The following is a 23007-nucleotide window of genomic DNA, read 5'->3' as shown; positions in this document are numbered from 1 at the left end:
TTGCCGTGGAGAGCTGGCAAGGACTGCTCGCGCCCGCAGCGGCCCGGCCCTCGTGGTCGACCGTATGAGCCGCGATGTGCCCGCGGTGCTGCACGCACCAGCGAGACACAGCCAGCTGGAAGATGCGGGCTATGTCGTGGTCGCCTCGTCGGCGCAGGAGCCCGTGCAACGCTGTCGCGCGACCTGCCCCGGTACGCCTCGGTGATCGCCGCATCCGGCATCGCCTTGCGCTGACCCGCACAACCAAACAATGACTGACATGACCCAAACCATCGACGCCCCCACCCTTCGCAACTGGCTGAACGATGGCCAGCCGTTCGCCCTGTTCGATGTACGCGAGCATGGCCAATACGGCGAAGGCCATCCCTTCTTCGCGGTGCCCCTGCCCTATAGCCGCCTTGAGCTGGAGGTCGGCCAGCTGGCACCGCGCCGTGCGGAACGCATCGTGCTGTTCGACGACGGTGACGAGGCGAATGCCGTGGCATCGCGCGCGGCGCGGCGCCTTGCCGGTCTTGGTTACCTGAACGTGACGGTACTCGACGGCGGCGCGCCCGCCTGGGCTGCCGCCGGTTACACCTTGTTCAAGGGAGTCAATGTCCCCTCGAAGACGTTTGGCGAGCTGGTCGAGCAGATCCAGCACACGCCCCGCCTGAGCGCCGACGACCTCGCCGCGCGCCGGGCTGCCGGCGAGAACTTCTTGCTGGTGGATGGCCGCACCGAGGAAGAACACCGCAAGATGACCATCCCCGGCGCTGTGAGCTGCCCCAACGGCGAGCTGGCGCTGCGGCTGCCCGCGCTTGTGCCGAATCCGAACATGCCGGTGGTGGTGCATTGCGCTGGGCGCACGCGCAGCATCGTGGGCGCGCAGACGCTGCTGAACCTGGGCTTGCCCAATGCGGTACTAGCGCTGGAGAATGGCACGCAAGGTTGGTACCTGGCGGGCCACGCGCTGGAACATGGCAGCGATCGCTTCGCTGTGGAGGTTCCGTCTGGCCCGGTACTCGCCGCGGCGCGCGAGCGCTCCGCCAAGCTGCTGCAGCGCCTTGGCCTGCCTTCGCTGTCGACTGCGCAAGCGCAGCAATGGCTGGACGATGCGCAACGCACCGCCTACCTGCTCGACATCCGTTCCGCGGACGAATTTGCCCTGCGCACGATCAAAGGTGCGGTGCATGCGCCCGGCGGGCAGTTGGTGCAGGCAACGGATCACTATATCGGTGTGCGCGGCAGCCGCGTCATCGTGTTCGACGATGACGGTGTGCGCGCGCCGGTGGTCGCCAGCTGGTTGCACCAGCTGGGCTTTGAGACGGCCGTGCTTGCCGATGGCGTGGACGCCGCGCTGCAGGTGCGCGCGTGGCCGAAGGCGGAGACAACATCCGCCCTGCCCGTGCTCGATGCCAACCTGCTGAAAGCACTGAGCATCGAAGCCCAGCGGCTGGCAGTCATCGACCTGCGCGAGAGCGCGGCATTCGAGCGAGGCCATGCCTCTGGCGCGGCCTGGTCGATCCGGCCGAGGCTACTGCAACAACTGCAGGAGCTTGGCGTGGCGCATGCCGAACCGGTGGTCCTGATCGCCAGCGAGCCAGGCGTAGCGGCACTTGCGGGAAAAGACCTGCTGGAGGCCGGCTATCGCCACGTGTACCGCACCGACGATGGCTATCGCACCTGGCAGTCGGCCGGACTCCCGGAAGCGCTTGCGCCGCAGCCGCTGCCGGCGCAGGCGCGCATCGATTACCTGTTCTTCGTGCACGACCGCCACGAAGGCAACCGGGACGCGGCCCGCGCCTACCTGGCGTGGGAAACCGGGTTGATCGCGCAGTGCGCGCCGGATGAGCTTGGTGTGTTCCGCATCGCCGCACCTGGGCGAGACGCACCCCAGCCAGCGGCGTCGGCAGTCTAGCGGCAGACCGGGCGGGCCGGCCGGCCCCTGCAGCCGTTTACGCCACCGCCACCTGGCCGCGCGCGCCCTTGTCGGTGATGGCGGGACGGATCGGCATTCAGGCGTGCGCTCGGCACCAGTGCGCGGGTCCTGCCGCCCAAACTCGAGCTTCTGGCCGCCAACGCATGGGAGGCCACCTGCCGCCCGCGCGCCACGCGCGACTGCGTGGTTTCCGGGTGGTCGTCATCGACCCATGGCCCGGCGCCGAACGCAATCACGGGCCGGCCAGCCCATGCGTTCCAGCGGGTGCGCCCCCCTTCCCCCGATTCGCGCGGCGTAACGCATAACGATAGTTGAAGCCGTTCGTTGCTCGGGCAGGCGCGACCTCGGAAGATTGCCGACTGCCTTGCTACGCCTTTCCGGCCTTCCCATTCGATGATCTCGCGCTCTCGCCACGCTTTGTCCGACTTCAGCGGACGCCTCCGGCGCGGCATCCCCCTGTATCCCAGAGCCGCATCGCGCTGACTGCCGCATTGACTCCGGCATTGACACCGGCATTGACTTCTTTCAACAAGAGAGACACCTCCCTCCTTCATGTCTTCGAACTCCAATTCCTCTTCCGTGGCGCACGACCCGCGCCTGCGTGTCGCTGTCGACGTCGGCGGCACCTTCACCGACGTGGTGCTGCTACGCGGTGCCGAGAAGCACACGCTCAAGGTGCTCACCACGCCGACGGCCCCTGAGCAAGCCGTGCTCGGCGGCGTCGAAGAAGTACTGCAACTGGCGAACGCTGGCTGGGCCGACGTCGACCTGCTGATCCTCGGCACCACGCTGGCCACCAACGCGCTGATCGAGCGCAAGGGTGCGCCCACCGCGCTGCTCACCACCCACGGTTTCCGCGACCTGGTGGAAATCGGTCTCGAAGACCGCTTCGCGCAGTACGACGTGTTTCTGGACAAGCCCGCGCCGCTGGTGCCGCGCCACTGGCGCCATGGCGTGGTCGAGCGCACGGATGCGGCCGGTCGCGTGATCACGCCGCTCGATGAAGCGCAGGTCGTCGAACTGGCCAGGCAGCTCCTGGCCGACGGCATCGAGAGCGTGGCCGTGTGCTTCCTGCACGGCTATGCCAATCCCGCGCACGAGCGCCGCGTGCGCGAACTGCTGCGCGAACATGCGCCGGGCCTGTGGGTGTCGCTGGCCTCCGACGTGTGCCCCGAAATCCGCGAGTACGAACGCCTGTCGACCATCAGCGCCAACGCCTACGTGCAGCCGCAGGTGGCTGGCTACCTGCGCCGCCTCCAGCAAGGGGCCACCGCGCGCGGCCTGCGTGCCGAGCCTTTCCTGATGACCTCGGGCGGTGCCATCACCACGCTGCAGGCGGGTATCGACGAGCCGGTGCGGCTGGTCGAATCCGGCCCCGCGGGCGGCGCGGTGCTCGCACGCCAGGTGGCCGAGCAGATCGGTGCCTCGCGCGCGCTCTCGTTCGATATGGGCGGCACCACGGCCAAGATCTGCTTTATCGACGACTACCAGCCGCAGATCAGCCGCAGCTTCGAGTTCGGCCGCGTGCACCGGCACCTGAAAGGCTCGGGCCTGCCCATTCGCATTCCGGTGATCGAGATGGTGGAGATCGGCGCGGGCGGCGGCTCCATTGCCCGCGTCAACCACCTCGGCGTGGTCCAGGTCGGCCCCGACAGCGCGGGCTCCTCGCCCGGCCCGGCCGCCTATGGCCTGGGCGGCCAGTTGCCCACCGTGACTGACGCGCACGCCGTACTCGGCACCATCGACCCGGCACGCTTCGCCGTGGGCAAGGTGGAACTCGACCCGCAGCGTGCGCGCGACGCGCTGCTGGAGGGCCTGACCGCGCAGACCGGCCTCAGCGTCGAGTCCGCCGCGCAGGCCGTGGTCGACATCGTCACCGAGAACATGGCCAACGCCGCGCGCGTGCATGCGAGCGAGCTCGGCAAGGTGGCGGAAGACAGCACGCTCATCGCCTTCGGCGGTGCCGCGCCGCTGCATGCCGCGTTGCTGGCGCGCAAGCTGGGCGTGGCGCGGCTGATTATTCCCAGGTCGGCCGGCGTGGGATCGGCACTCGGCTTCCTGTGGGCGCCGGTGGCCTACCAGACCGTGCGCAGCCTCGCACAGCGGCTCGATCGTATCGACCAAGGGGCCGTGGAAAAGCTGCTCGGCGAACTCACGGCCACCGCCGACGACGTGGTGCTGCGCGCCGCGCCCGGTGCCGCGCTGGTGCGCCATCGGCAGGCGTTCATGCGTTATGCGGGCCAAGGCCACGAGATTCCCGTCGAGCTGCCCGATGGCCCGTTCGATGCGGCCAGCAGCAAGGCGCTGCACCGGCGCTTCGAAGCACGCTATGCCGCGCTCTACGGCCGGAGCCTGCCACATATTGCGGCCGAGGTGGTGAGCTGGTCGGTCGCCGTGGAGGCCGGTGACCGCGCGGCGCCGGAGGCCGACGAGGTGGTCGCCGACACGCGCCGCGCCGAACCTTCAGGCTCGCGCCGCCTGTACGACGCCGACGCGGGCCAGTGGACCGACGTGCCCGTCTACGACCGCGCCGCGCTCGGCCCGGGCAAGTGGATCGAAGGCCCAGCGCTGGTGGTGGAAGACGAGACGACGACGCACGTCATTGCCGGTTTCGAGGCCCGCGTCAGCAAACTGGGCGCGCTGGTGCTAGACGACATCACCGTCGCGCAGCGGCACCACGCGCAGCCCGCCGAAGCGGAGGTCGTATGACCACCACTGCAGGCCGTCAGGCATTGCGCCACCAACTGGTCTGGAGCCGCCTGCTCGCCGTGGTCGAGGAACAGGCGCAAGCACTGATCCGCACCGCCTTCGGCACGCCGACGCGCGAGGCCGGCGATCTGTCGGCGGGCGTGTTCCTGCCCGACGGACGCATGATCGCGCAGGCCGTGACCGGCACGCCGGGCCACGTCAACTCCATGGCCGACTCGGTGCTGCACTTTTTGCGCGCCTTTCCGGTCGACACCATGCGCGAAGGCGATGTCTTCGTCACCAACGACCCGTGGAAAGGAACGGGCCACCTCTTCGACGTGGTCATGGTGACGCCGGTGTTCCATGGCGAAGGCGACACGAAGCGCCCCGTGGCGCTCTTCGCCTCCACCGTGCACGTGGTCGACATCGGCGGCGTCAACGCCGGGCCGGATGCGCTGGAGATCTTCCACGAGGGCCTGTTCCTGCCGCCGCTGCGCTTCGTGAGCCAGGGTGTGGTCGAGGAAGCGGTGCTGGACATCGTGCGCGCCAACGTGCGCGAGCCCGGCCAGGTAGAGGGCGACTTCCATGCGCTGGTGGCCTGCAATGCGGTGGGCGCGGTACGGCTGCGGCAAATGCTGCAAGAGTTCGGGCTGGCCGACCTCCAGGTGCAGGGCGACTACATCATCGAGCGCTCGCGGCTGGCCATGCGCGAGGCATTGCGCGAATGGCCCAGGGGCACGTGGCGCAACCACATGACGGTAGACGGCTACGACATGCCGCTGGAGCTGCATGCGGCCGTCACCATATCGGACGACGGCATCCTGGTCGACTTCGCAGGCACCTCGGCCAGCATTGCCCGCGGCATCAACGTGCCCAAGGCTTATACCGATGCGTATACCTCCTTTGGCATCCGCTGCCTGGTGGGCGCCGACGTGCCCAACAACTCGGGCTCGCTCGCGCCCATTCGCGTGGTGGCGCCAGAAGGCTCCATCGTGAATGCGCTGCCGCCCGCCGCTGTCGCCGCGCGGGCGGCCATCGGCCAGATGCTGCCCGACCTGGTATTCGGCGCGCTGCGACAGGCGCGACCCGACCGCGTGCCGGCCGAAGGCGCATCGTCGCTCTGGAACATCCGCCTGTTCGGCGGGCAGCCAATCGAGGGCGGGCCGAACGAGGCGTTGCGGCGCGCACAGCGTTTCAACATCGTGAGCTTTTCCACCGGCGGCACCGGGGCACGGCCGGGCAAGGACGGTCTTTCGGCCACGGCCTACCCGAGCGGCGTGCGCAACGTGTCGCTGGAAATCCTCGAGACGCAGGCGCCGCTGCTGTTCCGCCGCAAGGAGTACCGGCCCGACTCGGGCGGCGTCGGCGCGTCGCGCGGCGGCCTAGGCCAGGTCATCGAGATCGAGAACGCCGACGGCGACCCGATGGTGTTGTCCGCCACCTGGGACCGCGTGCGCTTTCCCGCGCGCGGCGCGCTCGGCGGCGGCGACGGTGCGCCCGGCGCCGCGCGGCTCAAGCTTTCGGGGACTGCGCTGCGCGGCAAGGGCCGGCAGGTCATTCCCGCCGGCGAAGTGCTGGTGGTCGAGACCCCCGGCGGCGCGGGGCTGGGCGACCCTGAAGCGCGCGACCCGGCACTGGTCGCACGAGACCTGACGGCCGGTCTTGTCACGAAGACCGTGGCCACTCCTACCAAAGATCCAGCAGGAACCGTTGCATGAGCAAGACTCCCACTCCCAAGGCGCTGGCCGGTAACCAGCTCATCCGCAACCAGCTTGCCTGGAACCGGCTGCTCTCCGTGGTCGAGGAACAGGCGCAGGTGCTGATCCACACCGCCTTCGGCACCTCCACGCGCGAGGCCGGCGACCTGTCGGCGGGTGTATTCCTGCCCGACGGCCGGATGATCGCGCAGGCCGTGACCGGCACGCCGGGCCACGTCAACTCGATGGCCGAATCGGTCAAGCACTTCCTGCAGCGCTTTCCCATCGACACGATGGCAGATGGCGACGTGTTCCTCACCAACGATCCCTGGAAAGGCACCGGTCACCTGTTCGACATGACGATGGTCACGCCCATCTTCCATGGCGAGGGCGACAGGAAGCGTCCCGTGGCGCTGTTCGCCTCCACGTTGCACGTGGTCGACATCGGCGGCATCGGATCCAGCCCCGACGGGTTGGAAATCTACCACGAGGGCCTGTTCCTGCCCATCCTGCGCTTCGTGCGCCAGGGCACGGTGGACCCGGCCGTACGCGCCATCATCCGCGCAAACGTGCGCGACCCGGAGCAGGTCGAAGGCGACCTGTTCGCGCTGGTCGCATGCAACGAGGTCGGCGGCCGGCGGCTGCGCACGCTGCTGCGCGAGTTCAAGCTGGCCGATCTCGAGACGCTGGGCGACTTCGTCATCGCGCGCTCGGCCCACGCCATGCGCGAAGCACTGCGCGACTGGCCGCGCGGCACCTGGCACCACACCCTGGTGGCCGACGGCTACGACGCGCCAATCACGCTGCAGGTGTCGGTGACCATTGCCGACGACGGCATCACGGTCGACTACGCCGGCACCTCGGGCAGCGTGGCGCGCGGCATCAACGTGCCCAAGGCCTACACCGACGCCTATACCTCCTTCGGGATCCGCTGCCTGGTGGGTGCGGACGTGCCGAACAATGCCGGCTCCCTCGCACCCATTCGCGTGGAAGCGCCCGCGGGCTGCATCCTGAACGCGCTGCATCCCGCCGCCGTGACGGCGCGCCATGTGGTCGGGCAGTTGCTGCCCGACGCCGTGTTCGGCGCGCTGCGCCAGGCCCGGCCCGACCGCGTGCCGGCCGAAGGCGCCTCGTCGCTATGGAACCTGCAACTGGTCGGCGGTGAAGTGCTGGCGGGCACCAGCCAGGCCGACGCCGAGGCCGTGCGCCGCGGCGCGCGCTTCAACGTCATCAGCTTTTCCACCGGCGGCACCGGCGCACGGCCCGGCAAGGACGGGCTATCCGTCACCGCCTACCCAAGCGGCGTGCGCAACGTCTCGCTTGAGATCCTGGAGACGCAGGCTCCGATCGTCTTCGAGCGCAAGGAATTCCGCGCCGACTCCGGCGGTACCGGCGCTGCGCGCGGCGGCCTGGGCCAGGTGATCGAGGTGCGGCATGCGCAGGAAGACGCCGCCATGCTGATCGCGGCAGCCTTCGACCGCGTGGCCAACCCCGCGCGTGGCGCGCTCGGCGGTGGCGACGGCGCACCGGGCCGGCTGCGCCTGGCCTCGGGCGCCACGCTGCGCGCCAAGGGCCGGCAGATTGTGCCGGCGGGCGACCGCCTGATCGTCGAGACGCCCGGCGGCGGCGGCCTTGGTGATCCTGCAAAGCGCGACCCCGCGCTGGTGGCACGCGACCTTCGTGAACGGTTGGTATCGCCCGATGTCTCGGCGGCGCATGCCGATGGCGCGCCGGCCGACCCCGTCAACCCGTGACCTTACCCTTTCCCTGACCCTGTTTTCCACACCATGTTCCTCTCGAACCCATCATTCCCTCTTCGCGGCACCCTCCTCGCCGCGCTGCTTGCCGTGGGCGTTGCCGCCCACGCCGCTCCGCCCAACCACAGCGGCACCCTCACGCTGCTATCGACCAGCGAGCCGACCGCGCTCGTCACCATCGGCAATGTCGCCACGCCCATCCTGAGCGTGAGCGCCAAGGTCACCGAAGGCCTGCTGAAGTACGACTACGACGTCAACCCGCAGCCGCAGCTGGCCACGAAGTGGGCGATCAGCCCCGACGGCCTGAACTACACGTTCACGCTGCGCCACGGCGTGAAATGGCATGACGGCAAGGACTTCACCTCGGCCGACGTCGCCTATTCCATCGAACTGCTGAAGAAGATCCACCCGCGCGGGCGCAACACCTTCGCCAACCTCACGGCCATCGACACGCCCGACAAGTACACCGCCATCCTGCGGCTGTCGAAGCCCGCGCCGTACCTGATCCGTGCGCTCGTCGCGACCGAGACGCCCATCGTGCCCAAGCACATCTACGAGGGATCCGACCCGGCCAGCAACCGGAACAACAACGCGCCCATCGGCACGGGCCCGTTCAAGTTCAAGGAATGGGTGCGCGGCAGCCATATCGTGTACGAGCGCAACCCGGACTACTGGGACAAGCCAAAGCCCTTCGTCGACCAGCTGATCGTGCGTTTCATCACCGACCCTGCCGCCGCTGCCGTGGCCTTCGAGACGGGCACGGTCGACCTGGGCTACCGCACGCCCGTGCCGCTGGCCGACCTGGATCGCCTGAAGAAGGTGCCCTCGCTGCGCTTCGAGACCAAGGGCAACAGCTACTCGTCGAACGTGACGCGGCTGGAGTTCAACCTCGACAACGAATACTTCAAGAACGAGAAGGTGCGCCAGGCCGTCGCCCACGCGGTGGACCGCAACGTGATCGTGAAGGTCGTCAACTACGGCTACGGCCAGGTGAGCTACTCGCCGATCGCGCCCGGCCTCAAGGCCTTCCACGACCCGGCGCGCTCGCCCTACCCCCTCGACGTGAACAAGGCCAATGCATTGCTTGACGAAGCGGGCTACCCGAAGAAGGCGGGCGTGCGGTTCAGCGTGCCGCTGGACTTCAACCCCATCAGCGCCGATGGCCAGCGCCTGGCGGACTACCTGCGCGCGGCGCTGGCGCGCGTGGGCATCGCGGTGACGGTGCGCGCGCAAGACCCGAGCGCTTTCATCAAGCGCATCTACACGGACCGCGACTTCGTCTTCACCACCAATGGCGCGAGCAACCTGTTCGATCCGACCGTGGGCGTGCAGCGGCTGTACTGGTCGAAGAACTTCATCAAGGGCGTGCCCTTCTCCAACGGCACGCACTACCAGAACCCGGTGGTGGACAAGCTGCTGGAGAATGCGGCCGTGGAAAACGACCCGGCCAAGCGCGTGAAGCTCTTCAAGGCGTTCCAGGACACCGTGGCGCGCGACGTGCCCGACCTGAACCTCTACCAGCCGCTGTTCATCACCATCGCCAACCAGCGCGTGCATGACCATTCGCTGACGGCGGATGGCGTGGAGTCGAACCTGGCGGATGTGTGGGTGGACGAGCCGAAGAAGTAGGCGGGAGCGCCGTGGGTGCGCTGGCCGGCTAAGCCAGGGCACCCGGCATCCGTCCGGGATCGGGGTGCATCGCCCGCCGCACCGAGAAGCTCAGGCGGCCTTGCGCTGCTCCGCCCCCGGCACGGCCGCGATCAGGCTGCGCGTGTACGGGTGCCGCGGCTGGTCCCAGATGTCGCGGTGGCTGCCGGTCTCCACGATCTGGCCCTTGTTCATCACCATCACGCGATCGGCGATGTAGCGTACCACCGAGAGGTCGTGCGAGATGAACAGGTACGAGAGCCCGAAGTCTTCCTTCAGCTCCACCAGCAGGTTCAGGATCTGCGCCTGCACCGACACGTCGAGTGCCGACACGGGCTCGTCGAGCACCACCAGCGATGGCCGCAGCACCAGGGCGCGCGCGATGCCGATGCGCTGGCGCTGCCCGCCCGAGAACTCGTTGGGGAAGCGGCGCCCCGCGTCGGCCGGCAGGCCCACGCGCTCCAGGATGGCCGCGATGCGGTTGCGGCGCTCGGCGCGGTCGGCCACGCCGTGCACCTTGAGCACCGCTTCGAGGATATCGAACACGCTGCGCCGCGGATTCAGCGAGGCATACGGATCCTGGAACACCATCTGCACCCGGCGACGCCAGGGTTTGAGCGCCTTCTCCGACAGCGACGCGATGTCGGTGCCGTCGAACACGATGCGGCCCGACGTCGGGTTCACGAGGCGCAGCAGCGTGCGCGAGAGTGTCGACTTGCCGCAGCCCGACTCACCCACGAGCCCCACGGTCTCGCCCGCACGGATGTCGAAGGACACGCCGTCCACCGCATGTAGCACGCCGCCGCCGCGCTTCGGGTAATCGGTGCGCAACTCCCGCACGGACAGCAGGGGCTCGCCGGCCGCGGCTGCTGTACGTGCAGGCTCTGAGGCCCTGGGAGCAGGTACGTGCAGCGCGAAGTCGCGCACGCCAGTGACCGGGTCGAGGCGTGTGTGGATCTCCGGCAGGCGCGCATCGGCGTAATGCAACGCACTGCCCGCGTGCAGCGAGGCGCCAAGCAGGCCCCTGGTGTAGGCGTGCGACGGTGCGTCGAACAATGTGGAGGTCGGCGCGTCCTCGACCTTCTCGCCGCCGTACATCACAGCCACGCGATCGGCCCATTGCGCGACCAGGCCCAGGTCGTGCGTGATGAGTAGCAGCGCCATGTCGAGTTCGCGGCGCAGGCCGGCGAGCAGTTCGAGGATCTGTGCCTGGATGGTCACGTCCAGCGCGGTGGTCGGCTCGTCGGCCACCAGCAGGCGCGGCTTGCAGGCCACGGCCATGGCGATCATGACGCGCTGTCGCTGTCCGCCCGACAGGTTGTGCGGATGGTCGTCGATGCGCTGGTGCGGCTCGGGAATGCGCACGAGGTCGAGCAGTTCGATCGCGCGCTTGCGGGCGGCCAGGGCCGAGAGCTTTTCATGCCTGCGCAAGGTCTCCTCGATCTGCGCGCCGATGGTGTGCACCGGATTCAGCGATGTCATCGGCTCCTGGAAGATCATCGCGATCTCCCGGCCGCGCACTTCGCGCAACTGGGCCGCAGACAGCGCAAGGATGTCGCGCCCGTCGAAGTGGATGTTGCCGCGGAGCACCGTACCGGGCGCGAGCAGGCGAAGTAGCGCGAGCGCGGTGGTTGACTTTCCGCAACCGGACTCGCCCACCAGCGCAAGCCTCTCGCCACGCTGCAACGTCAGGTCGAGACCACGAACGGCCCGGATGGGACCGTCCGATCCGTGGAAGAAAACATCGAGGCCGCGCACGTCGAGCAGCGGCGGCTTGGCGGTGGCTTGATCTAGTACCATTTCAGTGGCGCCCCCTCAACCGAGGATTGAACGCATCGTTGAGCCCGTCGCCCACGAGGTTGAGCGCCAGCACCGTCAACACGATGGCCGCACCCGGCAACGCCGTGAGATACCACGCCGTGCGCAGCAGCTGCCGGCCCTGCCCGATCATGCTGCCCCACGACACCGCATTCGGGTCGCCCATGCCGAGGAAGGACAGCGCCGACTCGATGAGGATGGCGCTCGCCACCAGCACCGACGTCGTCACGATCACCGGTGGCAACGCATTGGGCAGCATCTCCTGGAAAATGATGCGGGCATGGCTGAAACCCTGGCTGCGGGCGGCGAGCACGAACTCTGTTTCGCGCAACGCACGGAACTCGGCACGCACCAGCCTCGCGATCACCGGCCACGAAGCCAGGCCGATGGCGAACACGATCATCGGGACCGAGGGCTGGCCGATAGCCACCACCACGATCACGAACAGGAACGACGGCATGGTCTGGAACAGCTCCGTGATGCGCACCAGCACGTCGTCGATGCGGCCACCGAAATAGCCGGCGGTGGCGCCCAGGAGCACGCCGATCACCACGCTCAGCACCGCGGCCACCACGCCCACCGCGAGCGACACGCGCGCACCGTGCGCAATGCCCGCGATGACGTCGCGGCCCAGCGAATCGCTGCCGAGCGGATATGCCGCGTCCCGGCCCGGCCACAGCAGCGGTGGCGCGACCATGTCGAGCGGGTCGCCCGGGTAGAGCAGCGGCGCGACCAGCGCCAGTACGAGCATGAACAGGAGCAGCACCACGCCCGCCACGGCGGCGGGGTTGCGCAGAAAAGCGCGCAGCGCGGCATGGCGGCTGGAGACAGGTCTGGCATCGGCCGCGGCCCTGGCGACTGGGGCGGCAGCGGGTTCAGGACCACGGGCCGCCACGGGCACCGGCGGAAGTGCCGGCGGAAGTGCCGGCGGATGGGCGATCGCGGAATCGGATGGGAAAGGTGTGGACATCGAGAGCTTTGAAAGCCTGGAATTTCGGAAAGAAAGAAGGGGCTGACGGGACCTCTCAGCGCACCTGAATGCGCGGGTCCAGCCATGCCTGCAACAGGTCGACCAGCATGTTGGACACGATGACCAGCAGCGACGACATCAGCAACACGCCAAGCAGCACCGTGTAGTCGCGCCCCGCCACCGAGTCGAAGGCCAGCCGCCCCAGTCCGGGCCAGCTGAACACGGTCTCGACCACCACCGCGCCGCCCAGCAGCGTGCCGAAGTGCATCCCGGCCACCGTGGTGACCGGAATCAGCGCGTTGCGCAGGATGTGGCGCAGGTTGACGGTCCACGGGTGCAGCCCCTTGGCCTGTGCGGTGCGCACGAAGTCCTGACGCGCTACCTCGAGCATCGCGGCGCGCGTGAGCCGGGAGAAGATTGCGATATAGAAGCCCGCCATGGCCAGCGCCGGCAGCACCAGGTGCCGCGCCACGTCGACCACATGGGTCCAGCCCGTGTAGCCCGCGCCGATGCTCTCGCTGCCGCCTGTCGGCAGCCAGCCCAGGTGCACCGAGAACAGCACGATGGCCATCAGGCCCAGCCAGAAGCCCGGCGTGGAATACAGCAGCAGCGCCAGCACGGAAAGCGTGCGGTCCTGCCAGCGGCCCACGCGCGTGGACATCACCGTGCCCGCGGTAATACCGATGGCCAGGGCAAACCCCAGCGCCGAGACCATCAGCAGYAGCGTGTTGCCAAGCCGCGCGCCGATCAGCGACAACACCGGCATGTTGTAGCGTGGCGAAACGCCGAGGCTGAGGTGCGCCAGGTTGTTCAGATAGGCGACCAGTTGCTGGGCCACGGGCAGGTCGAGCCCGAAGTGCGCGCGCAGCTGCGCCATGCTCTCCGCCGTGGCCGAGCCCGACTCTGCCGCCACAACATCGGCGGCGTCACCAGGAATCCATTGCATCAGGATGAAATTGACAAGGATCACACCGATGACGGTCGGCACGGCCTGCCATGCCGTGCGCACCAGCGTGCGACCCGCATTGCGCAGGTTCATGACGCCGCCGCCTCGGTCGGCCTGACAAGGCGGATGCCCAAGTCGCCTTCGCCTTTGCGTTCGACTTGTGCCACCAGGCCGATGCCCCAGTCCAGGTATTGCTGGTAGCCGGCATCGCGCCTGGTCAGGTCGGTGTTCGCGCGTAGGCTGCGGCAGTGGTCGTCATCGCAGGTCAGCGCATCTTGGGCGCCTGTGACCAAAGACGGGTGCGGGGCAACCGTGGTTAGGGCGACAACGCGGAGAAAAGCGTCGATGGCGCGCATTTGAGCGCCGGCAATATCGTTACCCGCGGTTTCCACGGGGAGGCAGGAGAGGCTCATGAGGGGCTGTCTGGGGAGGAATGCAAATCTGACAGACTAAGGCGGTCACCGCGCGCGCCCAACGAACTTTATCGTCTACGCATATCCGGTTTGCTTCGTTGAGCACGCGCGGGCGCGTACTACCTTTGCAGGCCGCGGAATCGAATGGAAGGGACTTCCCCGTCCCGAGGTCGCGGCGGAAGCCACCAGTTGGCACCGAAGTGCCATGATGGCTGCAACACAACCAGAGACGGGGAAGTCCATGACTATCGTTACCGTTGGCATGGGCAATGGCAGTGTGAGGGCAAGGTGCGCACCTGGTGGCACAGCGCGTGGTGGATCTGTCGCCAATGCCGGGCGGGCTGGAGACCAACGGTCGCAATTTCTGCTTGGCGCCCGGGTACAACCGTTATGATCACGGGTGGATTTTTCCGGAGCCTCTAGCCTCGATCCAACCTTTTCAACGAAATACATACGACGCGCCCTTTCGCCTGGTCCATGAGATGCCGGTGGTCAAGAAAACGGGTGATCCGGCCGATAGAACACTGTTGGACAGCTAACGGGTTAAGTAGAACAAGAGGGAGGGATGCAACAGTGGGTAGATGCCAGCGACCATGAGCGGCGCATCCCGGATCTGAGGCACGAAGAGCTAAGCCTTCATTCCGAGATCGCGAACATCGACAGAAAGCTGGTTGGCAGTCCGACCGCCGTCAGTCTCGCGTTGCGGGACGCCCGGAGGCGTGAGTTCGCCGTAGTCGAAGCAAAACTGAACGCCGTTGGCGGAGCGGCAAAATCGCAGACCGCAACGGACAGAAGATAAAAGAACGGAAGAGCAATGTCAGACGGATTCCATGTACACGGTGCCCACGACCACGTGCTTGAGCACGCGGCGGAAGTCGGTCACACCGACGGTTTTTCAGGTCGTATCGCTGTGATGACAGCGATCTTGTCGACGGCCGGGGCAGTTTTCGGCTATCAGGGCGGAGCGACCCAGAACGAAGCGCTTCTTCTGAAGAACGAAGCCGCCATTCACAAGACCGAAGCCGCCAATCAATGGGCCTACTACCAGGCGAAAGGACAGAAGCAGGCCATTGCTGAACTGACCGCACAGCTGCCCGGCGTGGATCAAGCCGCCGCCAAACGGGAAGCGCTGCGCTACGCGTCGGAGAAAGAGCAAGTCCGGCAGAAAGCAGAGGCGCAAGAGCGGGCCGCCAAGGACGCGGACGAGGCCAGTGAGACAGCCGTGCATCATCATCACCGCTGGGCCCAGGCCGTGGTTGCCATTCAGGTTTCTATTGCCTTGGCGGCGATCACGCTGCTCACGCGGCGCCGGTGGTTGCAGGTGGCATCGTACGGGATAGGCGCGGTTGGCGGTGTGCTCGCTGTCCTTTCAATGCTCCACGTCTAGGCAAACATGAAAACGACAAGCAAACAGCTCGGCTGGATTGTCCGCAGCGGAGACTATCTCTGCCCAAAGGGCCATCCCTCTTGGCTCGGGAAGAGCCTGGCATCCCACAGGCACAGGCGCTGAGACCTGAATTCGGGATGCTGGGGATTGATCCGAGCGTTCCAATCGAGCGGCGCGGCTATGTAACAGATATGTGATCCATGGTCATCTTCATGCCGGCTTGACTTCGGTCTGCATATTTTGCGGCTAAGCCGGCGCATTACGCCACGCCGTGCGTTAAGACGAACCGCTGACCAAGCGCGGCGGCACACTCACTGGCGTCCGCAAACTACCCTCCTTCACGCAGACTTGCTATACTTGTACAAGTTCCAGTACGAGTTATCCAAGGAGGGCGGTATGCGCACCATCCATTTCTCCGACGCCCGCAGCAACCTGAAGGCAGTCATGGACCAGGCCATCGACGACCACGACGCTGTCCTCATCACGCGCCGGGACGCGCCGAACGTGGTCATCATGTCGCAAGAGCAGTACGACAGCTGGATGGAAACGATGCACTTGCTCAGCTCGCCGGCTAACGCCGCGCGCCTGCTGCGTTCGATTCAGCAGCACCGCGCTGGCATGGCCGAGAAGCACGACCTGATCGACCCGGCCAGTGAATGACGCGCCAGCTGACCTTTATGCCCGACGCTTGGGAAGACTATGTCTATTGGCAGGGCCAAGACAAGAAAAGGCTCAAGCGCATCAACGCCCTAATCCAAGACGCCCAACGCGAACCGTTCGACGGGCTCGGCAAGCCCGAGCCGCTGAAAGGCAACCTGTCGGGCTACTGGTCGCGGCGCATCGACGACAGCAACCGCCTAGTGTATTTCGCCAACGACGATGAACTGACCATTATCGCTTGTCGGCTTCACTATGGCGACAAGTGAGCCTTAGAGGTTCTGATGCGAACTTCATCGCAGCAGCGACCGACCAATTCCGCCATCGAGAGATTTTGGTCTGCATAATAGTTATCAAATTACAAAGCAAGAAGTGTAATTTAAAGCACCTGCGACAAGGCTTCCCAAGTCGCGCGGGGCTGGATTCCTGGCAGCACCCACTCCGCCAATAAGGCAACGGCTATCGTGCCTTACCGCCTCCTCCTGCGTTGCTGCGTTACGATTATCCGAGCGCCGCTCGCTAAGGGACCCCGTGCTTATTCGAGTGGACGGGATACGCAACGGCGGTATCCGGCCATCCACGGACCGCTCGACCTCGGAAGTGCCCGTTCGCTCAACGCGCGTCGAAGGGCCGCAGTGGGTCGGCTTCGGAAAACTGCACGGTCCCTTGCACAGGGGTTGAATCCGGGCTAGGTTGGAACAGCCGTCATGCGCCGGCGGGGGCAGATATGGTGCGATTTGCACTTCTACCGAGGTTGCTGGCCTTTGCGGCCATGCTGTTCGGACCAGCGCTGCTTGCCCAGCAGAGGCCATCGATGCCGCTCATACTGACATCCCCCGCGTTTGCCCAAGGCGGGGAGATTCCCAATGTGCACACGTGCGAAGGCGCCGATGTGTCACCGCCCCTGGCGTGGTCAGGGTTGCCGCCCTCCACTGCCAGCCTGGCCTTGATTGTCGATGATCCGGATGCGCCAGACCCGGCGTCACCGCAAATGACATGGGTCCATTGGCTCGTGTACAACCTACCTCCGCGGCCCGGCTCGCTTGCACAAGGTATGAGCCGGCATAGCTTGCCGCCCGGCGCTCGCGAAGGTGTCAACGACTGGCACCGTGCCGATTACGGCGGGCCGTGTCCTCCAACTGGCCGGCACCGGTATTTCCACAAGCTATACGCCCTGGACGTCGTGCTGCCAGATCTCGGCAAGCCGGACAAGGCGGCGCTGGAACAGGCGATGCGGGGGCACATACTGGCCCATGCCGAACTCATCGGGACCTACCAGAAGCATGCGCGCTGACGTAGTCGTGCACTCGGTTCGAGCAGCACAGGCAGCGCGAAGCCATCGGTCTACGTCGGTTCATGCCACCGCATGACGACGGGGCATTTCGCCTCTCTTCGGACATCGCACGCTGTGCGAAGACGTCTAGAATTCGAGCGATCCTTGGAAGCGGTCCGGGCTGCACCCATCAAAGATCGACTCTGTCGGCACGAAGATAACGCGGACCGCAACCAAAGCGAAGTAGCAATCCGAACGACATTGATTGCGGAAATCGATTGTTCAGTCGGCCTTGATGTTCGCCTCCTTGATAACCTTGGACCATCGCGCTACTTCCGCGGTGATCTGCGAGCGGGCTTCATCCGGAGTGGTGTAGACGGGAATGACTCCCTGCTCGGTGAGCGCGTTCTTCACCTCTGCCTGCGCCAGGATGTCCTTTAGCGCCGCGCTCAGTTTGTTGGCAATCGGGGCAGGCAGGCCTGCTGGCGCCAGCAGGCCAAACATGGAGCTGACTTCAAACCCTGACAGGCCAGCTTCACTTGCCGTGGGCACGTCCGGCAAGACCCGTTGAGGCGTAGCCGAAGCCAAGGCACGCAGACGGCCGCCCTTGATAAACGACTGGGTGGCGGGCAATGTGTCGAAGACGACGTCCACCTGGCCGCCCATCAAATCGTTCAGTGCCGGGCTGCTTCCCTTGTACGGAACATGAGTGAGATCGACACCAGCCTGGCGCTTGAATAGCTCGGCTGCAAGATGCTGCGGCGACCCGTTACCCGAAGATCCATAGTTCATGCCGCCAGGCTTGGCTTTCGCCGCGGCGATGAACTCGGCAAGAGTCTTCCCCTTGAATGCCGGCCCCACAGTGACCACGAGTGGCACGCGTCCAAGCACTGCGATAGGCGCAAAGCTCTTATCCATCGTGAACCCTGCTGTAGATGGCAGCAAGACGCTGTTGATGGAGTGACTCGTCAGGGCGCCGAGCAGCAGCGTGTAGCCGTCCGGCCTTTCCTTGGCGACGTAAGCCGCACCAAGGTTGCCCGCCGCGCCAACCCGATTTTCGACGACGACTGGCCGGCCTAAGGACATCGAGAGCTTTTGACCTATGACCCGCGCAATCACGTCGGTCGCGCCGCCAGGCGTGTACGGCACGACGAGCTTGATAGGCTTGTCCGGGTAATCCGCTCTTGCAAGAGCAGGAAACAGCATATTTCCACCAATGACAACGGCTGCTATGAGTAGGCGTCGGCGCCGCGCGCCAAGGTAACCGAATGACAGATTCACGGAGTGTCTCCTTCCATGTGGGTCGTGTGATTAGTTGTGCCTGGCCGCCCGCCAGGAACTAGGTCCGAACTCTAGACAATCAGATTATTAATAATATAGGTGATATCACTAGCAACAATTTTCGAGGGGCTGGGCTATCCTTACGACCTACGTAGCAGCAAGGTGCGACGTTTCTGTCCCAGTACTCAGCAGGAAACTCATGTCCAACGAAGACCAAACCCCCAAAGGCGCTACTCCGCGCCATGACATCGCACCCGAAGCCGCGGCCACGGGCATCTCAAAGGGCCTTACCAACTACGGGGACCGCGGGTTTTCGCTGTTCCTGCGCAAGGCGTTTATCAAGGGGGCGGGTTACACGGATTCGGCGCTGGATCGCCCGGTCATTGGCATCGTCAACACCGGGAGCGCTTACAACCCGTGCCACGGCAATGCACCCCAGCTCATCGAGGCCGTGAAGCGCGGCATCATGCTGGCGGGCGGTCTGCCCATGGATTTCCCGACGATCTCGATCCACGAGAGCTTTTCGGCGCCGACAAGCATGTATCTGCGCAACCTCATGTCGATGGACACTGAGGAGATGATTCGCGCGCAGCCGATGGACGCCGTGGTGCTCATCGGAGGTTGCGACAAGACGGTTCCGGCCCAGCTTATGGGCGCCGCGTCCGCGGGAATTCCGGCTATCCAGCTGATTACTGGCTCCATGCTGACCGGCTCGCACCGTAGCGAGCGCGTCGGTGCCTGCACGGACTGCCGCCGCTATTGGGGCAAGTTCCGCGCAGAAGAAATCGATTCGGAAGAAATCGCGGACGTGAACAACCAACTGGTGGCCAGCGTGGGCACGTGCTCGGTGATGGGTACGGCCAGCACCATGGCTTGTATCGCCGAAGCGCTGGGTATGACGGTGCCTGGCGGTGCCTCACCCCCCGCAGTGACTGCTGACCGCATCCGCGTGGCGGAGCAGACCGGCGCCGAGGCTGTTCGCATTGCGAAGGAACGCCTCACCATCGACAAGATTCTCACTCCCGCCGCCTTCGAAAATGCCATGCGCGTCTTGCTGGCAATTGGCGGCTCGACCAACGGTATCGTTCACTTGGCCGCAATTGCGGGTCGTCTGGGCTATGACATCGACCTCGCTGGTCTGGATCGCATGGGCCGTGACACCCCGGTGCTGCTGGACCTGAAGCCGTCGGGTGACCACTACATGGAGGACTTCCATCACGCTGGCGGTATGGCAACCCTGCTGCGCGAACTGAAGCCTCTTCTGAACCTGGACGCCATGACGGTCACCGGCCGTACTCTGGGAGAGGAAATCGAGCGCTCCGGCCCCGGCTTCGCCCAGAACGTCGTCCGCTCTCGCGAAAATCCCATCTACCCGCAGGGCGGTATCGCCGTACTGAACGGCAACCTTGCCCCGGGTGGCTCCATTATTAAGCAGTCCGCGGCCCATCCGAAGCTTATGGAGCACGAAGGGCGCGCTGTGGTGTTTGAGAACGCCGAAGATCTGGTTAACCGTATCGACAGTGACGACCTCGATGTCACGGCCGACGACATCCTGGTGCTGAAGAACATCGGCCCGAAGGGCGCGCCCGGCATGCCTGAGGCCGGCTACATTCCAATCCCGCGCAAGCTTGCTCGCGCAGGTGTAAAGGACATCGTCCGCATCTCGGACGGCCGCATGAGTGGAACAGCCTTCGGCACCATTGTTCTGCACGTAACGCCGGAGGCTGCAGTCGGCGGGCCGCTAGCGCATGTTCGGAATGGCGACCGCATCAGCCTGTCAGTCTCGCGCCGTGAACTGAAGCTTCATGTCAGTGATGAGGAACTGAAGCGTCGGGCCGAGGAAAAGCCTGTGGTCGTACCGACGGCGGACCGCGGTTACCGCAAGCTCTTCCTCACGACGGTCAACCAGGCAGACCAGGGGGTCGACTTCGACTTCCTGCGCGCTGTGGAGAATCGCGGCAAGGTGCCTGGCAAGGGCGAATAGGGCTCAGGAGCCAAGGGCTCGGGAAAATAGTTCACAATGACAGCTTTCATTCCGAATCGTACAACCGCACCGGGCTCGCCCGCCGGTGCGGCTAGCCCGATGCCCAGCTCCGAGATGCTCTCCGCCGCTTTTGACGATAGCGCCAAATCCGATTTCGCCCAGCCAGATTCTTTGAGCGACATGGTCGCGACGCTTGAAGAAGACATCGTCTTCGGCCGGCTGCATCCTCGAGAGAGATTGGTCGAAGACGAGCTGATGGAGAGATTTGCCGTCAAGCGTCACGTTGTCCGGGACGCCCTCGCTGCCTTGGACCGCATGGGCTTGATTGAACGCCGCAAGAATATTGGCGCCCTGGTTCGGTCGTTCTCAGTTCAGGAAGTGAAGGAACTGTACGAAGTCCGAACCATGCTCGAGACTGAGGCAGCCAGGCGAATTGATCTGGAAATCGTTCCGTCACGCATCGACCACCTCATTGCCATTCAGCGGCAACACGACGCGGCTGTCGCAGCTGGCGACGCGCGCACCGTCTTCCGAGTGAACCTTGCCTTCCACCGCGAACTCTTTGCCCTGTGCAGCAACAACACACTGCAGAAGGCGATCTCTGAGTTCGCGCGGCAGACACACCCCATCCGCTTTGCCTCGCTTGTTTCGGCTGAGTACAGAGAACGGGCCCGCAAAGAACACTGGCTGATGATAGAAGCGCTTAAGGAGGGCGATATCGACACGCTCGTCACTCTTTGTGCTGGCCACCTTCTCCCATCCCGTGACGCATACCTGGAAGCGCAGCAGTACCGGCGGTAATCCAGCTTCTCGGCTCAATTCCTAACAAGTATTGATATGCCGCGCTGGGGCGCGGCTCGTGATCCTGCACGCATTTAGCGGCCGACCCTCCTATTGGCCGGACAGCGCTTGGCGTTGCGGACAGAACTAGATCTTGCCTTCGAGGGACTTCCGCTCGCGCCAGATCTCCTGGACAAAGGGGTCGGTGACGCCGTAGATACCATGTCCCTTACGCATGATCAGGTTGGTCGCCAGTAGTTCATTGATGACTGGCTGAACCTCTTCCACCTTGACCTCACGTCCGACGGCTTTAGAGTAGCTTGCCGCTGCCTCTCCAGAGAACAGGCCTCGGGCGTCGCCCTCTGTCGAGGCGATCCGATCAAAGACGGCTGTCGGGACGCTGCCAAGCTGCTCCAGTTTCATGATCTCGATGTCCGCGGCGGCCGACCGTAGCGTGTTGGCGATCACCGGCAAGTGCTCATCTGGGTTGGCCCCAGCCGGTAGGTGAAAGTGTAGTTGCCTCAGAGCCTTGATCATTTCTTCCGGGCGGTTGCCGAGCGCCTGAAATGCCTTCACAGCGACGTCGGATGACGGCAGTGACGAGAATCCCTCCGTAGCCAGGCGATCAAGCAGGTACGCGACGTATTCCTGGTCCAGGACCGGATACGCAACTGACGTGGCACCAGCGAAGGCCTGATTGCGTCGCGCCGTCAACTCGCTGACCAAGGCTCGATGCGACCCCGTCCCGACGAACAGGAAGTAGCCGGGCGTATCCGGACGGAGGTTGATGGCCTCGCGCGCCGCTTTCAGGGCAAACAACAACTGATTGCCCTCATCGGAGGTGATGGCGTGCTGCACCTCATCAACGATCAGCACTAAATCGGTCTTCGCCTGGTCGACTACTTCCGTCAGCGCCTGGGCGAGCGTTGCTCCGCCGGGCTGGCCCAGGCTGTCGAGCTTAAAGCCAAACTTGAAGCCGAACGCCCCGACATCCGCCCCAGTGAGGCGCCGCAGCTTTCTGGTTGCCGATGCAGGTGCGGTCTCAAGGTCCTTGAGCGCCTTCTTGACCGCCTCCAGAATCAGCGCCGCCGGGCTTCGCTGAGTGTCGCTCCAGAGGTCGACGTAGATCACGATCGCCCCGCCATTCTCTAGAGCAGGGATGAGGTCGTTCTGCAGGAACGTGGTTTTTCCTGTGCGCCGCAAGCCGGACAGGAAGAGCCCTGACCGCAGCCCCTCATCCAGGACACCAGGATTGAGGAGTTGCCTGGCCATCTGTTCCGCAAGCTGCGGGCGCCTGTAAATGTTCGTCATGGGGCATTTATGGCAAATTATTTGTACGGAATAATTATAGTCCACGAATAATTATCGGTAAAACGATGGCCAAAATGCGCTCATTAGCGCGCAAACCCCCACTTCCCTGCACACTCGCAGATCGACTTGCTGGCGGGCCAGCGCCGGCCACGTTTCCGTCTGTCAGACCACAAGCGGCCAGTGACCAATCTTCTTCCGCCAGCCGTCGCAATATTCAGATATTTTGAATAACTATGACAGTGATGGGCCACTTTCCGCGGTCTGACGCTGGTTATAGTTCTGCACATGGACAGCGCAACAAGGCAACGAAGCAAGCCAGGCGCTACCGGACAAAACTCAAAATCATTGAATCACCTTAATTGGAGAACATCGTGTCGAACGCCAAACTGCAAGTCCTGACCCCGCGCAACAGCCAGCTGATCGTCATCGACCACCAGCCCCAGATGGCCTTTGGCGTGCAGTCGATGGACCGCCAGACCA

17 protein-coding genes and 1 pseudogene are annotated in these 23007 nt (G+C 65.1%); 12 read left to right on the top strand and 6 right to left on the bottom strand.

Going from position 1 to position 23007, the window contains the following annotated elements:
* The first annotated feature begins 250 nt into the window (after positions 1 to 250).
* The 5 genes from AC1DK4_RS32275 (at position 251) to AC1DK4_RS32255 (ending at position 9689) form a co-directional block, all read left to right on the top strand.
* Positions 251 to 1897 carry a rhodanese-like domain-containing protein gene (locus AC1DK4_RS32275; protein ID WP_441622753.1) on the top strand — a complete coding sequence of 549 codons (1647 nt, stop codon included), beginning with the start codon at positions 251 to 253 and terminating at the stop codon, positions 1895 to 1897.
* A gap of 573 nt (positions 1898 to 2470) precedes the next feature.
* Positions 2471 to 4627, top strand: coding sequence for a hydantoinase/oxoprolinase family protein (locus AC1DK4_RS32270; RefSeq protein WP_441643579.1), 2157 nt, complete (start codon positions 2471 to 2473; stop codon positions 4625 to 4627).
* Complete coding sequence (locus AC1DK4_RS32265) at positions 4624 to 6324, top strand: hydantoinase B/oxoprolinase family protein (protein WP_441622750.1); 1701 nt, start codon at positions 4624 to 4626, stop codon at positions 6322 to 6324. Before AC1DK4_RS32270 ends, AC1DK4_RS32265 begins: the two co-directional genes overlap by 4 nt.
* Complete coding sequence (locus AC1DK4_RS32260) at positions 6321 to 8057, top strand: hydantoinase B/oxoprolinase family protein (protein WP_441622748.1); 1737 nt, start codon at positions 6321 to 6323, stop codon at positions 8055 to 8057. Before AC1DK4_RS32265 ends, AC1DK4_RS32260 begins: the two co-directional genes overlap by 4 nt.
* 33 nt (positions 8058 to 8090) lie before the next feature.
* Positions 8091 to 9689 (top strand): ABC transporter substrate-binding protein, encoded by a 1599-nt coding sequence (locus AC1DK4_RS32255; RefSeq protein WP_441622746.1) that lies wholly within the window; start codon positions 8091 to 8093, stop codon positions 9687 to 9689.
* A 90-nt stretch (positions 9690 to 9779) separates the two neighbouring features.
* Here AC1DK4_RS32255 and AC1DK4_RS32250 read toward each other — a convergent pair whose 3' ends face one another.
* The 4 genes from AC1DK4_RS32250 to AC1DK4_RS32235 all read right to left on the bottom strand — a co-directional run bounded on the left by AC1DK4_RS32250 (position 9780) and on the right by AC1DK4_RS32235 (position 13854).
* The gene (locus AC1DK4_RS32250; protein WP_441650140.1) at positions 9780 to 11507 is read right to left on the bottom strand and encodes an ABC transporter ATP-binding protein; all 1728 of its coding nucleotides are present in this window, start codon (positions 11505 to 11507) and stop codon (positions 9780 to 9782) included.
* Position 11508: 1 nt separating this feature from the next.
* Positions 11509 to 12420 carry an ABC transporter permease gene (locus tag AC1DK4_RS32245; RefSeq protein WP_441650139.1) on the bottom strand — a complete coding sequence of 304 codons (912 nt, stop codon included), beginning with the start codon at positions 12418 to 12420 and terminating at the stop codon, positions 11509 to 11511.
* A gap of 130 nt (positions 12421 to 12550) precedes the next feature.
* On the bottom strand, positions 12551 to 13534 hold the full coding sequence (locus AC1DK4_RS32240) for an ABC transporter permease (protein ID WP_441622741.1): 984 nt from the start codon (positions 13532 to 13534) through the stop codon (positions 12551 to 12553).
* Entirely contained in the window at positions 13531 to 13854 is a 324-nt protein-coding gene (locus AC1DK4_RS32235; protein ID WP_441622740.1) for a hypothetical protein, read from the bottom strand. Before AC1DK4_RS32235 ends, AC1DK4_RS32240 begins: the two co-directional genes overlap by 4 nt.
* An 814-nt stretch (positions 13855 to 14668) precedes the next feature.
* Between AC1DK4_RS32235 and AC1DK4_RS32230 the strand changes: the two genes are divergently transcribed.
* From AC1DK4_RS32230 to AC1DK4_RS32215, 4 genes are all read left to right on the top strand, one after another.
* Positions 14669 to 15241 (top strand): DUF4337 domain-containing protein, encoded by a 573-nt coding sequence (locus AC1DK4_RS32230; RefSeq protein ID WP_441622738.1) that lies wholly within the window; start codon positions 14669 to 14671, stop codon positions 15239 to 15241.
* 396 nt (positions 15242 to 15637) lie between these two features.
* Positions 15638 to 15901: a type II toxin-antitoxin system Phd/YefM family antitoxin gene (locus tag AC1DK4_RS32225; RefSeq protein WP_441622736.1), complete on the top strand. Its 264-nt coding sequence runs from the start codon at positions 15638 to 15640 to the stop codon at positions 15899 to 15901.
* Entirely contained in the window at positions 15898 to 16167 is a 270-nt protein-coding gene (locus AC1DK4_RS32220) for a Txe/YoeB family addiction module toxin (RefSeq protein ID WP_441622734.1), read from the top strand. The genes AC1DK4_RS32225 and AC1DK4_RS32220 overlap by 4 nt, the downstream gene beginning before the upstream one ends.
* A gap of 545 nt (positions 16168 to 16712) precedes the next feature.
* Positions 16713 to 17192, top strand: a complete 480-nt coding sequence (locus AC1DK4_RS32215; protein ID WP_441622732.1) for a YbhB/YbcL family Raf kinase inhibitor-like protein — start codon at positions 16713 to 16715, stop codon at positions 17190 to 17192.
* A 261-nt stretch (positions 17193 to 17453) separates the two neighbouring features.
* Here AC1DK4_RS32215 and AC1DK4_RS32210 read toward each other — a convergent pair whose 3' ends face one another.
* A complete protein-coding gene (locus AC1DK4_RS32210) occupies positions 17454 to 18446 on the bottom strand; it encodes a Bug family tripartite tricarboxylate transporter substrate binding protein (RefSeq protein WP_441622792.1) in 993 nt (330 codons plus the stop codon).
* Positions 18447 to 18651: 205 nt separating this feature from the next.
* On the opposite strand from AC1DK4_RS32210, the gene AC1DK4_RS32205 reads away from it, so the two are divergent.
* Positions 18652 to 20436 (top strand): IlvD/Edd family dehydratase, encoded by a 1785-nt coding sequence (locus AC1DK4_RS32205; RefSeq protein WP_441622731.1) that lies wholly within the window; start codon positions 18652 to 18654, stop codon positions 20434 to 20436.
* Between the two features lie 114 nt (positions 20437 to 20550).
* Positions 20551 to 21237 carry a GntR family transcriptional regulator gene (locus AC1DK4_RS32200; protein ID WP_441622790.1) on the top strand — a complete coding sequence of 229 codons (687 nt, stop codon included), beginning with the start codon at positions 20551 to 20553 and terminating at the stop codon, positions 21235 to 21237.
* Positions 21238 to 21363: 126 nt separating this feature from the next.
* On the opposite strand, the gene AC1DK4_RS32195 is transcribed toward AC1DK4_RS32200, so the two are convergent.
* Complete coding sequence (locus tag AC1DK4_RS32195) at positions 21364 to 22527, bottom strand: AAA family ATPase (protein ID WP_441622729.1); 1164 nt, start codon at positions 22525 to 22527, stop codon at positions 21364 to 21366.
* Positions 22528 to 22898: 371 nt separating this feature from the next.
* Between AC1DK4_RS32195 and AC1DK4_RS32190 the strand changes: the two are divergent.
* Positions 22899 to 23007 (top strand): annotated as a pseudogene (locus AC1DK4_RS32190) (hydrolase); the annotation flags it as partial.

This window comes from Cupriavidus sp. 05N38, from assembly GCF_056397345.1.
Note: the sequence above shows the minus strand (reverse complement) of the source record. Positions and strands in the feature narration are given on the sequence as shown.

What these genes read in the sequence shown, in the direction of transcription:
- AC1DK4_RS32275 (WP_441622753.1), top strand. Translation starts at nt 251, where the DNA reads ATGACTGACATGACCCAAACCATCGACGCCCCCACCCTTCGCAACTGG.
- AC1DK4_RS32270 (WP_441643579.1), top strand. Translation starts at nt 2,471, where the DNA reads ATGTCTTCGAACTCCAATTCCTCTTCCGTGGCGCACGACCCGCGCCTG.
- AC1DK4_RS32265 (WP_441622750.1), top strand. Translation starts at nt 4,624, where the DNA reads ATGACCACCACTGCAGGCCGTCAGGCATTGCGCCACCAACTGGTCTGG.
- AC1DK4_RS32260 (WP_441622748.1), top strand. Translation starts at nt 6,321, where the DNA reads ATGAGCAAGACTCCCACTCCCAAGGCGCTGGCCGGTAACCAGCTCATC.
- AC1DK4_RS32255 (WP_441622746.1), top strand. Translation starts at nt 8,091, where the DNA reads ATGTTCCTCTCGAACCCATCATTCCCTCTTCGCGGCACCCTCCTCGCC.
- AC1DK4_RS32250 (WP_441650140.1), bottom strand. Translation starts at nt 11,507, where the DNA reads ATGGTACTAGATCAAGCCACCGCCAAGCCGCCGCTGCTCGACGTGCGC.
- AC1DK4_RS32235 (WP_441622740.1), bottom strand. Translation starts at nt 13,854, where the DNA reads ATGAGCCTCTCCTGCCTCCCCGTGGAAACCGCGGGTAACGATATTGCC.
- AC1DK4_RS32230 (WP_441622738.1), top strand. Translation starts at nt 14,669, where the DNA reads ATGTCAGACGGATTCCATGTACACGGTGCCCACGACCACGTGCTTGAG.
- AC1DK4_RS32225 (WP_441622736.1), top strand. Translation starts at nt 15,638, where the DNA reads ATGCGCACCATCCATTTCTCCGACGCCCGCAGCAACCTGAAGGCAGTC.
- AC1DK4_RS32220 (WP_441622734.1), top strand. Translation starts at nt 15,898, where the DNA reads ATGACGCGCCAGCTGACCTTTATGCCCGACGCTTGGGAAGACTATGTC.
- AC1DK4_RS32215 (WP_441622732.1), top strand. Translation starts at nt 16,713, where the DNA reads ATGCCGCTCATACTGACATCCCCCGCGTTTGCCCAAGGCGGGGAGATT.
- AC1DK4_RS32205 (WP_441622731.1), top strand. Translation starts at nt 18,652, where the DNA reads ATGTCCAACGAAGACCAAACCCCCAAAGGCGCTACTCCGCGCCATGAC.
- AC1DK4_RS32200 (WP_441622790.1), top strand. Translation starts at nt 20,551, where the DNA reads ATGCTCTCCGCCGCTTTTGACGATAGCGCCAAATCCGATTTCGCCCAG.
- AC1DK4_RS32195 (WP_441622729.1), bottom strand. Translation starts at nt 22,527, where the DNA reads ATGACGAACATTTACAGGCGCCCGCAGCTTGCGGAACAGATGGCCAGG.